The organism is Acetivibrio sp. MSJd-27 (assembly GCF_018918095.1).
Lineage (GTDB): Bacteria > Bacillota > Clostridia > UMGS1840 > HGM11507 > HGM11507.
The window spans coordinates 214,801-227,434 of the sequence record NZ_JAHLPV010000001.1 but is presented as its reverse complement, the minus strand read 5'-3'; the positions used below and the strand labels follow the sequence as shown (position 1 = coordinate 227,434).

The following is a 12,634-nucleotide window of genomic DNA, read 5'->3' as shown; positions in this document are numbered from 1 at the left end:
AGGAGGAAAAACAAATGAATCAATTGAAAATTTATCCCATTGCACCGGAGGAACCGAAATCGCAGATGTACACCGTGCGGGTCAACGGACTTGAAACAGGCGTTTACACCAGTTTTCGCTTTGATCCGAAGCAGGCAAGCGAAAGGATTCAGGGCAGACCGGTTTCTCCGGTTTCCTTTACAGCCTTTGATTTTGAGGGGGAAGCGGAGATTGAAATCCGTTTAAAACGCCTGCCCACCCACAAAGTGATGGTCAGGCCCCTGAGCCTTGGCATTCACCCCGAAACCGACGGCACGGTCATTCGTCTGAAAATCACGCAGAATGCCAACTTTTCGGTGGAACCCTTTGGGGAACAGGAGCCGTTACATATCTTCGCCAATCCGATGGAAACGGATATCCCCGACAAAACAGCACCGAATGTGCACTATTTTGAGGCGGGAACCCATCGGATCGACCCTATTCGCCTGAAGGACAACGACATTGTGTATCTGGAGGGAGGCGCGTTCGTATACGCCAAGCCGCAGCCGCCGGAAAAGCGGAAGCCCTTTGGTCTGGTCAACGCCATTGAAATGTGGTGGACGGATTTTACCCTCATGGCGGAGGGGGTTAAAAATGTCCGGATTGCGGGGCGGGGGGTGCTGTGCGGCAGAAAAACACTGGAGGCCTGCCAGCGCCACCGCCTGCTGGGGATTATGCGCAGCACCGATGTCACCGTGGAGGGAATTGTTTTCCGGGAGGGAACCTCCTGGTCTATTCACACCGAGGAGGCCTCGCAGGTGCTCATCGACAACGTCAAGGTGCTGGGACATTTCGCCAACAACGACGGCATCGACGTCTGCGATTCCCACGACGTGCTGGTTCGGAACAGCTTCGCCCACAACGCGGACGACTCGTTTCTGGTCAAGGCGTTCAAACCGGTGTCCAATGTGGTGTTTGAGAACTGCGTAGCCTGGAACGACGTTTCCACCTCCTTCGGCGCGGTCTGTGAGATCGCCGCGGAGACAAAAAATATCGTGTTCCGCAGCTGCACGGTGACGCACTCCACCTTTCCTTTGTGGGATCACGACGCCGGAGGAGTCATCGGCGTCTGGAACGCATACGGCGGCACGGCGGAAAACTTCCTGTTTGAGGATATCACCATCGAGAAGGCGGCTGCCGGCAAGGAGCCAATCAAGGTCAGCGTCGTCTGGCTGGACAGTGGACGGGTGCGGAACGTCACCTTCCGGAATATTGATGTTCTGGACAGCGGGGACGAGCGGATCGCCGTTTACGGACAGCAAGAAAAGATGGTGGACGGGGTTCATTTTGAGAACATCTGCATAAACGGCAGATATCTGCGGGATCCCGCGGATCCCAGAATTGTGAACAGCTGTAATGCGGACATTACAGTACAATAAAAAAAGGAGCGTGAAAGGAATGAAACGAATCTTATCAACGGCGCTGGCGGCAGCGCTGTGCTGCGGAATGCTCGCGTCCTGCGGCGGGGATACCGGTGAAAATACCGGTGTTGCAAACAAAAATTATGATCCGATGGGGAAATATGAAACGCCGGTGACGGTCAACTGCGTGCTTGGATACGGCGATCCAACGGACAAGAACGTGCCCAAGAGCACCACACCGGAAAACCAGGCGTTTAACCGGCTTCTGAAGGATGAGCTGAACATTGAGATAAACTATCTGTGGACCGTGCCGGAATCCCAGTTTGAGCAGAAGTTTTCCACGGCGATCGCCTCCAACTCCCTGCCGGACATCATGGCATTGGATCAGAAAAACTTCGAGTATCTGAAAGAAAACGATATGCTGGCGGATTTGACGGAGGCATACAAGTATGCCAGCCCCCAGCTCAAAGAGATGATTGAACGGGATCCGGCGGTGCTGGAAAGTGTCACCCAGGATGGAAAGCTGCTGGCAATCCCGCGCTATTCCGATGTCCGCGGCGCGGCTCCGCTTTTGTGGCTGCGGAAGGACTGGATGGATAAGCTGAATCTGGAAATGCCGAAAACCTGGGCGGACGTGGAAAACATCGCAAAACAGTTTGCACAGAACGATCCCGACGGAAACGGCAAGAAAGATACATACGGCTTCGGCGCTTCGGCAAAAAGCCTGTCGCCATGGGGCTTCGGCATCAAACCCATGTTTATGCCCTACGGATCCTTTGTGGACAAATGGATCGACGACGGAACCGGCAAGCTGGTTTCCGGCAATATCCAGCCCGAGACAAAGAAGGCGCTTACCGAGCTTTCGCGCATGTATCAGGAAGGCCTGTTCGATCGGGAGCTGTTCACCAAAAACGAGGATCAGGTCAGCGAGGACATTATCAGCGGTAAAATCGGTCTGATTCTGTCCGAATGGTGGTTTGCGGAATTTCCGGTTCCGGAATCCATCACCGCCAACGAAAAGGCGAAATGGGTCTGCGTGGAGATTCCCCCGCTTCAGGAGGGCGGTCAGCCGACCATCACGCTGGACCGTCAGCAGGTGCTCAGCTATTACGTAGTGAATAAAAACTTCAAGAATCCGGAAGTGCTCTTAAAAGGGATGAATATGTTCATTCAGTCGGAGACGACTTACAAGGATGTGCTGACCGCTGAGAACGGTCATGTTTGGAGCTGGTGCCCCATGATCTATCTGGATCCCTATGAGATTGACACGACTTATAAAAATGTAAACGAGGCTTATGAAAACGGAACGCCTGTCACAAGCGGGCAGGAACAGGAAAAGCTGGAACGGATGGCGGATTACGAGGCTTACAAAAAGGGAAATATGGCCTGGGACAGCAAGAAGATGTTCGGCGGACTCTTCGCCCGCGTGGACAAACAGGGCGGCTGGGCCACGGCGATGAAAGCGGTGAGCGATTCCAAGGTGGTATACAATGAATTCACCGGCGCTTCCACCCGCACCATGATTGACAACGGCGCGACGCTGGAGAAGCTGACGGAGGAAACCTTCATCAAAATCATTGCCGGAGAAAAATCCGTCGATGAGTTTGACAAGTACGTGGAAACCTGGAAAAATCTTGGGGGAGACAAGATCACAGAGGAAGTCAACGAATGGTATAAACAATAAGGAGTCGAATCACTTTGAAACGCTTTCAAATCAAAAAGGACAACACAATCTATCATCTGATGCTTCTGCCCGGCGTGATCATCTGCCTTATTTTTGCCTACGGTCCCATGTGCGGACTTATCATGGCTTTCCAGGAATACAATCCGTTCAAGGGATTTTTCGGTTCCCGCTTTGTGGGGCTGGACAATTTCAGGTACCTGTTCCATATGCCGGATTTCGGCACGGCTTTTTTCAACACCCTGTACATCGCCGCGGCGAAAGCGGTTCTGTTTTTGGCGGTACCCTTGCTGCTCGCCCTTCTTATCAATGAGGTGCGCTCCAAGCGGTATGTGAAGACGGTGCAGACCAGTATTTTTCTGCCCTATTTCTTGTCCTGGGCTATCTTAGGTGGTATAATATTAGAGATATTTTCATTGGACGGCATCGTCAATCAGATTCTTGGCTTTTTCGGACAGGATGCCGTTTCCTTTCTGGGCAGCAACAAGTATGCGCGGCATATCATCATCTGGACCGACGTGTGGAAATCAATGGGCTACAACATGATTGTGTTCCTGGCGGCGATCACCAATATCGATCCCAGCCTGTACGAGGCCGCCTCCATCGACGGGGCGGGAAGGCTGAAGCAGGCGATCCATATCACCATTCCCGCCATGGCGCCCATGATATTCCTGCTCACCGTGCTGAGTTTGGGCAACCTTTTAAACGCGGGCTTTGACCAGATTCTGATGCTCTACAACCCTCTCACCTACGAGACGACCGACGTGCTGGATACCCTGGTTTACCGGATCGGGATATACAACCAGCAATACGGTATCGCGACGGCGATGGGATTGTTCAAATCCGTTATATCGGTAACCCTGGTGGCCGTCTCCAACTGGATTGCATACAAGTTCACCGATTACCGGATTTTCTAGAAAGGCGGCGTGACAATGAAAATGAGAAGAAGTCTGGGAGAGAGAATCTTCCAGCCGGTCAATATTGTATTTCTGCTACTGGTAACCCTGCTGTGCGTGCTGCCTTTTGTCTATCTTCTCAGCGTTTCGCTGAGCTCAAAGACGGCGGTTTCCACAGGGCAGGTGTTTCTCTGGCCAAAGGATTTTACCTTTGAGGCCTATAAATTTCTGTATGAAAAACCGGAGTTTCTGCGCTCCTTCCTCGTCTCGGTGGTGAGGGTGGTGCTGGGGACTTCCATCAACATGCTGCTGGTTGTGCTGACCGCTTATCCGCTGAGCAAGCCTGCCTCCAAGTTCCGGGCGAAAAATGTCTACACCTGGTTCTTTGTGGTGACCATGTTTCTAAGCGGCGGTATGGTGCCGACCTACATCCTGATAAAGGAGCTCGGCCTGCTGGATTCCATCTGGGCACTGATTCTTCCGGGGGCGCTGAACGTCTGGAACATGGTGCTTTTGATGAATTTTTTCAGGCAGGTTCCGGTGGAGCTGGAGGAATCCGCTCTGCTGGACGGCGCGGGTCATCTGACGATTCTGTTCAAGGTTTATCTGCCGGTATCTCTGCCGGCGCTGGCCACCATATTGCTCTTTACCATTGTCGGGCATTGGAATGCCTGGTTTGACGGGATTCTCTATATCAATTCGCCAAGCAAATATCCCCTGCAAACTTACCTGGCGACCATTGTGCAGGATGCGAACATGAGCAATATGCGGAATCTTTCGGAGGAAAAGCTGCAGCAGCTTGCGGTTTTAAGTGATAAATCCGTGCGGATCGCCCAGATCTTTTTGGGGGCGCTTCCGATTATGCTGGTTTATCCTTTCTTACAGAAATACTTTATAAAAGGTTTGGTAGTAGGCAGTGTGAAAGGATAGGGAAAAGATGAAAATTCGGTTCATTGCGGTTCTGACAATTGTGCTGGTGCTGTTTTCCGGCTGCAAAACGGCAAAGCGGGAGGAAATCCCCTCGCTGCGTGTTTTGGCGGGCGATCTTGAGATGCCGGGCGAGAATGCGGTGGTCTCCAAAAAGCTGGAGGAAAAGCTGGGGATCCGCCTTGACTACATCGAGAGTATCTGGGAAAAACGGCATGACAAATTGGAGGTTCTGACCTCGGCGGGAAACACGCCGGATTTATTTTCCTATGGGTATACCTATGGGGACAAGGTGGAGCGTCTGGTCAATCAGAACATCGTGCTGGACTTAAGCCCTTATCTGAACGACTATCCCAATATCAAAAAGCGGATCAACGAGTTTGAGTTCATCAAATCGTCAAACGACGGAAGGGTTTATTTCATCCCCATCAAAATCAACGATTCCGACGAGTATATCCTGGCGGAGCACGCCTGGTTTTACCGCAAGGATATCATTGACAGCCTGGGGCTGGAACTGCCGCGCAATGCGGAGGAATTTTACCTTTTCTTAAAACAGATCCGCGAAAAACGTCCGGACAGCTATCCCTTCACCATCGAGAGCAAATATTTCCTGTACGCTGTTTTTGACCTGTTTGATGCCAGGCTGACCGACTATGAAATGGTTGACGGCAAATGGCGGGCCACGGCAATCAACGACAACATGAAGCAGGCAGTGCGCTTCTTAAAAAGGCTGTGGGACGAGGGGCTTCTGGACAGGGAATTCATGCTGACTCCAAACTGGGACAATATGTTTGAAAAGTTTTTGACGGGGGCTTCCCCGGTCATTTACACCAACTATAAATACGACAAGATGGCAAAGCTGTATGCACAGAGGTATCCCGGCTCCTCCCCGCTGGACGCCATCGCGTACATTCCCGTTATGACCAACACAAGCGGGGAGAAGCGGGTGAGCGGAACCTATAACTTTTACGGGGGCCTGTACTTAAAGGACGACGGGAACGAAGCCCTTATCCGGAAACGCCTGGAGCTTGCGGACTATATGCTGAGTCCCGAGGGGATGCTTTTGATGCGCTACGGCGTGGAGGGTGTCCACTATGAAATGCGGGACGGAAAGCCATACTCCCTGCTGGGGCAGGGCAGTGACGGCAGCACCGTGCGGATCCGGGACATTGACGGCAGCGCGACCATCAAGGCGCTGGTCAATTATGACAACCTTTACGTGGATGATCAGACCCTTTACAAGGATTTTATCACCCAGATGAAGGCGGAGTATCACAGATACGCTTATGTTTCTAAAAATTACAATAACTATCTTCCCAGCGGCGGAAAGGGAATCGACGTGATGCAGCTGGAGGACTTTGCCATTGACACCATCATCCGGCTGATCTCGGAATCCGGGGATTTCGACGCGGAGTGGGAGGAATTCAAACGGCAGTATAATGAAAAGGGCGGGAATAAGATTGCACAGTATTTGACGGAAAACAACTAGATTCCTGCAAAAAAGAAAGGAATGAAGGTTTTATGGGAAAGAAAATGCTGGCCTCCGTTCTGGCGGCAGTTCTGCTTTTCAGCCTTTTAGGCTTTGCGGGCCTCGCGGAGGAAACGGATTTCAATATTGGTTACTACGCGGAGGTTTCCGTGACCAATAAAGACGGCGCTCCTGCCAGTGCCGGATACAACGGCGAGAACCATTGGAGAACCTACTGGAATACGGTCAACGATTACAGTATTGCGGCAAATCAGCATTACTGGGGCACAAACTATACCTTTTCAGCGGAACGGAGCGGCGGGCTGCCGGTCTATGTCGATTTTGACTACGGCGGCAAGGCGGCCGCAATCCATCAGATTCGTCTGGTGGAAACCCTGCGGAATTTTGACGGCAAAACCGACTTGGGGCGGTATACCAGAGTAAAGTTGTACAATAAGGTTGGATCCGAGTGGCAGGTTATCGTGCCAGCCGCCGCCGCCAACGGGGAATACGCGCTGATGGACGACAACAGCATCGCGCTGGACTGGTCGAAGCCCAGCCTGACCGAGAACCTGACCGTCAGTGCATGGAACAATGACTACGCCAAAGCGGATTTTATCCATGTTCCGCTGGGAGAATACATTGTATCCCACGATTTCCGGATTGAAATCCTCGAGATCGGCGAACCCAACGGCGACGCCTGGGGTGAAATCGGCATCGATGAGATCATGATGGACGGTCACTATGCAGCCGATTCGGAACTGGCGGACTGCGCTCCCGATTTTCTGGACGGCTATGCAAAAAAAGCCGTTTCCGTCATGAAAAAAATGGGCACGGCGGAAAATGCGGAGCAGGCAAGAACACTGCTGAAATACATCGCCGACGACGCCGAGAAGGAAACGCTGACCGCACAGGTAAACAAGGCTGTTCTGCAGCCCTGGAGAAACCTTGCGCTGGAGGCGTCCCTGTCGGGTGACGGGAGCGAACAGCTCGGGCAGCTGAACGATGAAAACGCCAACGGCCTGTCCTACTGGAGCTCCGATCCCATGGGCAGCTTTACCTATGACTACGGAAAAACCGTCACCGTAAACGCAATTGAACTGGGCGGCTGCAACGCGGACAACGCCCCGAAGAAGGTTGCCGTCTATGCCACCTCCGGCGGTGCGGAAACATTGGTCGGCGAGTTTGACGTCCATATCGGCAGAGTGCCGGAGCACCATGAGTTTAATTTGGAAACCGCGTTCGGCAGCGACGCTTATGCGGAATTTGAAAAAGCCGGACAGATTGCCCAGGGGGAAGTACACTATTCCGACTTTTACACCATTGTCCTGCCCAATGCCGCGGTCTGTGAAAAATTGAGGGTTCAGACCACCGCGGTCAGAGATTCCGGCCGGACGGGCGTCATTCTGACGGAGGCGCGCACCTTCGGCACCGACGGCGCAAACGTGGAGTATCATTACAATGCGGAGAATATGGCGTTCCGCCAGCCGGTATCGGTCACCGACGGGCAGGGCAATCCGCTGCGTATGATCGATCCCAACAATCCGCAGAGATCCAGCTGGGATTACCTGACGGATTACAACATCACAGGGGATGGGTGGTATAAGACCGCTCTGCCCTATGATGAAGCGAGAATCCCGTTCTATATCACCATTGATTTCCAGGGCAGGCTGGTGGAACTGGAGAAGCTTACTCTGGGAGAGGGAAGGGAAGCGACCGGACAGATAAAAAGGATCGAAATGCAGGTGCACGACGGAAAGGATTGGGTTACCGTTCCGCCAAGCCATACGCAGACCGGCGGCGTGACAGCTGACGGAAATCAGGCTGTGCTGGACTGGAACAATTTATCCCGAGCGGAGAGCGACGAAACCAAGATTGCCCGCTTTATGGATGTGGAATTTGATCAGCCGCAGCTGGGCTATCAGTTCCGCGTTAAAGTGACGGAAGCCTCGAACTATTGGGGAGCAATCCTTCTGGACGAGGTGATGGCCTGGGGCTGGGAGCCCATGGCGGCCGATATTGAAACCCGGGACAACGCGGCGGAGATCAAAGCGAAAAAAGCGGATTATCTCCTCGGATATGCGGCTGAGAAGCCCACACAGAAAAATATCAGCCTTCTCAAAGATGCGGTCAGCGGCATGAGCGGCGAAGAAAAAGAAAAATACCTGTCCGCCTCCCAAAAAATCGCTGTGCGGGATGTGATTTCAAACACCACGGCAAGCGCGGGAGTGAATCCGGAGAAGGCATATGGATTAAACGACAGTCTGTGGGCGGATATAACGAACTACTGGAATTCGGATACCACCAACTGTGACGACAATCTCTGGGCACAGCTCAGCTTTGACGGTTTGAAGGATGTGGATTCCATCCGTCTTTCCACCAGATATTATCCCTGTGCAATCAACAGCCTGGATGTCTATGCCCAAATCAACGGAACAATGGAAAAAATCATGGACGATGTACCCGTATACCAGGCGCACACACCGGAGCTGGGATCCTACTTCTCCTCTACCATTCCCTTTGACGCGGAGGGGAAGAAAGCCTATGCGGACAAGGGGCTGCTCCGCAGCGACGGTGTGGAAATCAACTGCGTGTCCTGGTATCAGATCGATCTGCCCCGCACGGTACAGTGCACGGCGATCAAGATTGAAATTGAAGCCTGCGGCGGATGGGGCGCAAGCGTCAGCGAGATGGAAGTGATCGGCGGCGATCCGGTCACCGACAGTCCGTCGGTCCTCTCCTGCAGTGCGGATTTCAGCTCGCTGGAAGCGCTGAAAGCCGCCGGCGCCGGCACCGTGAACGCAAGAATTTCCAACCAGCGTTCCGAGAGCAGAACAGCCACCGTTGTGGTGTTCTTCTATCAGGACGACAAGCTGTTAAGCTCCTACTGCAAGGGGGCGGTAATTCAGGCCGGAACCACCCAGGATATTTCCTTCGCGGTTCCCCACGTTCCGCAGAACGCGACCAAAATGGTTTATACCATCTGGGGAGATTGGAAGGATACGGATCTGCGGCCATTGATGGAACAAATTGAGGTGATATGATGAGACGGATAATTGCGCTTCTGCTGGCGGCGTGCCTGCTTCCGGTATTCGGGACAGCCGCGGCGGCAGAGGAGGAGCCGGTGTTTCTCACCAATCTGAACGGCCTTCTTTCAAGCCTCACCTCGACTGTCTCCGGTGGTGTGGAGGATACCACACCGGATCGGATGCTGGACGGTCATTATGACACCATGTTCAAGGTGAATACCAAGGAGAAGATGCCGGTGGAGATCACCGCGGATTTCGGGGATATCCCCGTCGCCCTCTCCAAAATTTCCGTCTCCTGTCTTGCGCCCCTCAACAGCGGCGTGACCAAGATGGACGCGGATTATCTGGACGGGGAGGGAAACTGGCAGCCCCTTCGCAGAAACATTGTGTTTCAGTGGAACTATGCGGATACTTCCGAACAGCGTTTTATGGAATTCAGGGAGATCCGCACCAGGGCAGTGAAGCTGCGGGTGCTGGAGGCCAACGGAAAACCCGGCTATTTCGGCATCAGTGAACTGAAATTTCTCGGCAAGGACGAGGGAAGGTTTCAGCCGGTGCCGGAGGCGGAGAGAAGCTTCGCCGACGCCGGAGATCTGAAAAGCGAGGCAAGCCTGCTTTCCCATTACGGCCTCTTTGGGGAGACGCAGACGGAGATAAAACCGTCGGAGCCATTGACGAGAGAAACGGCGGCAGGCTATCTTTACAATACCCTGTCCGCCGATCATGAATATCTGCCGGAACGGCTGGATTTAACCAAACAGAAAATCTTTTCGGATACCGAGGCGTCCGATGCCAATGAGCTGGCCGCTCTCGGGCTGATTGAGAGAACAGATACCTTTGATGGAAGCAAGGTCATGACCATGCAGGAGGTCGGGAAGTGGATTGTAAAGGCGTATCTGTTTGAAACCGATCAGAAAGACACGGCTGTCACCGATGTTCCGGCACAGCTTGCGGAATACGGCTTGATTGACAGTGCGGCAAACTTTGACGGCAGCAAAACAGCCACCAACGGCGACATGCTGCGGCTGCTTTTCAATCTGATAAAGGCGGCGCAGAAGGTTGTGACCTATCCCATGCCGGACAGTGAGGATGTTCCGCCGATGCCGGATTACACCGTTCGGGTAAACGGGCAGGAGGTTGCCGTCTACCAGTCTTACGCCTTTCCCGGTCAGGGGGTTCAGGAGGGTGCAATCATCGGTCGCCCTGTTTCCCCGGTGGGAATCGCCTACTTTGACTTCTTCGGTCCTGCGGAGGTCGAGATCGAACTGCACAACACGGATTTGGGCGTAGATCCGACCATGGCGATTCGTCCTCTGTCCGAGGACATCAAGCCGATCGTAAAGGGCAACACCATCCGCTTTACCATATACCAGCCGGCAAACCTGAGCGTGGAGCCTTGGGGAACCCAGCGCCCCCTGCACCTGTTTGCCAATCCTCTGGAGAAAAATAAGCCCGATCTGGAAGATCCGAACGTCATCTATTTCGGCCCTGGCGTCCACTACATTGACCCTCTGTATCTGAAGGGCAATGAGACCGTGTATGTGGACGGAGGCGCGGTGGTCTACACCAATACCCAGACAAAGACCACACCGGGCGGTACTTACTACGGCTATGAACTGCAGACAATGGACGCGCTGATATATGCCCACAGGGACAATCCCGGGCCGGGCAACTATCTCGAAAACATCACGGTTCGCGGCAGGGGAATCATCTCCGCGCGCAAACCACTGGAAAAGCTTCAGCGGCATAAGCTGATGGAGATTTTCGGCTGTTCCAACGTCAACGTGGACGGAATCATCCTGATGGAGAGCTCCGGATGGAACGTGTTCATCGCACAGTGTGACGGGGTAAACTACAACAATATCAAAATGGTGGGCTTCTTTGCCAACAACGACGGAATCGACTTCTGCGATTCCAGCAACGGCATGATCACCAACTGCTTCGCCCATAACGCGGACGACAGCTTTATCCTCAAATCCTGGGGACCGGTGGACAATGTCACCTTCCGCAACTGTGTGGCGTGGAACGACGTGTCCTCCTCTCTGGGCGGCATCTGCGAACTGTATCAGGATGTCACCAATGCGGGGTGGTACGACTGTACGGTCATTCATTCCATGAACCCGCTCTGGAGCCCGGGCACCGGCCCTGTTGTCGGTATCTGGAACAATGCCGGAGCCGATATCGACGGCGTGCGGTTTGAAAATATCGTGGTGGAGGACAGCGTTGCAGGCAAAGAGGTCATCAAAATTTTGGTCAACGCAGGGGAGAAAACCCATGCGGAGACCAAAAATGTGGTATTCAAAAATATTCAGATACTGGACACCCGCGAGGAATCGATCCTGCTGTCCACTCCTTTTGCGGACGGCATTCACGACATCACCTTTGAGAATGTAAGCTATAACGGAAAGGTACTGACCTCCGTAAACGATCAGTTTGTGATGGAAAACACCAAGGATATTGTCGTCACAGCCGGCGGCGGGGATTCTGAACCGGATCCCACCCCCACACCGGATCCCACACCGTCGCCAACGCCCACCTCAACTCCAACGTCAAAACCCGGCGGCAGTTCCGGTGGCGGATCGGGCGGAGGCTCCGGTTCAAGACCGACCTCAACCCCGGCGCCAACACCAACACAAACACCTGCCCAGACGCCGGTTCCTACTTGGAAGCCGGAGTTAAAGCCTTTCCTGGATCAGGCGTCCATTCCCGATTATGCGGCGGCGTATCTGCCGGAGCTGCGGGAAGCAGGGATCATAAGCGGGGATACGGAAGGTTTCTTCCATCCGGACAGCAACATCACAAGAGCGGAGCTCTGTAAAATTCTGACTTCCGCGTTCTCCTTCGGCGAGAGGGAAGCCGTGCCGGCATTCAGCGATGTGACCGCCGAAGACTGGTATTTTGACGCCGTGCAGAGCGCGGTGAAATCCGGCTTCTTCAAGGGAGTATCCGGCGATTATTTCGGCGCCAGCGAACCAGTCACACGTCAGGACATGGCGGTTGTCATGGCAAGAATCTGCACCATGAGGGGCATCACGGTTCCCGCAGGACCGGCGGAGCCTTATCAGGATGAAGCGCAGATTGCCGATTATGCCCGCTCTGCCGTGGCGGATATGTGTCTGCTTGGTTTGATGAACGGATATGACAGCCGTTTCGCACCGGAGGAATGCCTGACCCGGGCCCAGACAGTAAAAGTGATCGGAAAGCTGCTCTATGAGCTGCCTTGGAAGGGAGCGGAGCAATGAAAGGATATCAAA

At 53.6% G+C, this 12,634-nt stretch carries 7 protein-coding genes; all 7 read left to right on the top strand.

Translation table 11 applies throughout. The features are described 5' to 3' along the window. Nucleotides 1-14 precede the first annotated feature (14 nt). From KQI32_RS00895 to KQI32_RS00865, 7 genes are read left to right on the top strand one after another with little or no spacing between them, the layout of a single operon-like run. Nucleotides 15-1,397, top strand: coding sequence for a glycosyl hydrolase family 28 protein (locus KQI32_RS00895; RefSeq protein ID WP_216423563.1), 1,383 nt, complete (start codon nt 15-17; stop codon nt 1,395-1,397). A gap of 19 nt (nt 1,398-1,416) precedes the next feature. Beyond that, nucleotides 1,417-3,063, top strand: coding sequence for an extracellular solute-binding protein (locus tag KQI32_RS00890; RefSeq protein ID WP_216423562.1), 1,647 nt, complete (start codon nt 1,417-1,419; stop codon nt 3,061-3,063). A 14-nt stretch (nt 3,064-3,077) separates the two neighbouring features. Continuing rightward, nucleotides 3,078-3,977, top strand: a complete 900-nt coding sequence (locus KQI32_RS00885; protein WP_253290957.1) for a sugar ABC transporter permease — start codon at nt 3,078-3,080, stop codon at nt 3,975-3,977. A 15-nt stretch (nt 3,978-3,992) separates the two neighbouring features. Next, a complete protein-coding gene (locus KQI32_RS00880) occupies nt 3,993-4,886 on the top strand; it encodes a carbohydrate ABC transporter permease (RefSeq protein ID WP_177691888.1) in 894 nt (297 codons plus the stop codon). 7 nt (nt 4,887-4,893) lie between these two features. Then, complete coding sequence (locus KQI32_RS00875) at nt 4,894-6,372, top strand: extracellular solute-binding protein (protein ID WP_177691889.1); 1,479 nt, start codon at nt 4,894-4,896, stop codon at nt 6,370-6,372. A gap of 32 nt (nt 6,373-6,404) precedes the next feature. Continuing rightward, nucleotides 6,405-9,395, top strand: coding sequence for a hypothetical protein (locus tag KQI32_RS00870; protein WP_216423561.1), 2,991 nt, complete (start codon nt 6,405-6,407; stop codon nt 9,393-9,395). After that, entirely contained in the window at nt 9,392-12,622 is a 3,231-nt protein-coding gene (locus KQI32_RS00865) for an S-layer homology domain-containing protein (protein ID WP_216423560.1), read from the top strand. Before KQI32_RS00870 ends, KQI32_RS00865 begins: the two co-directional genes overlap by 4 nt. The last annotated feature ends 12 nt before the right edge of the window (nt 12,623-12,634 follow it).

Excerpts from the sequence above, each read along its gene's own strand:
- KQI32_RS00890 (WP_216423562.1), top strand. The coding sequence starts at position 1,417 with ATGAAACGAATCTTATCAACGGCGCTGGCGGCAGCGCTGTGCTGCGGA.
- KQI32_RS00865 (WP_216423560.1), top strand. The coding sequence starts at position 9,392 with ATGATGAGACGGATAATTGCGCTTCTGCTGGCGGCGTGCCTGCTTCCG.
- KQI32_RS00880 (WP_177691888.1), top strand. The coding sequence starts at position 3,993 with ATGAAAATGAGAAGAAGTCTGGGAGAGAGAATCTTCCAGCCGGTCAAT.
- KQI32_RS00870 (WP_216423561.1), top strand. The coding sequence starts at position 6,405 with ATGGGAAAGAAAATGCTGGCCTCCGTTCTGGCGGCAGTTCTGCTTTTC.
- KQI32_RS00875 (WP_177691889.1), top strand. The coding sequence starts at position 4,894 with ATGAAAATTCGGTTCATTGCGGTTCTGACAATTGTGCTGGTGCTGTTT.
- KQI32_RS00895 (WP_216423563.1), top strand. The coding sequence starts at position 15 with ATGAATCAATTGAAAATTTATCCCATTGCACCGGAGGAACCGAAATCG.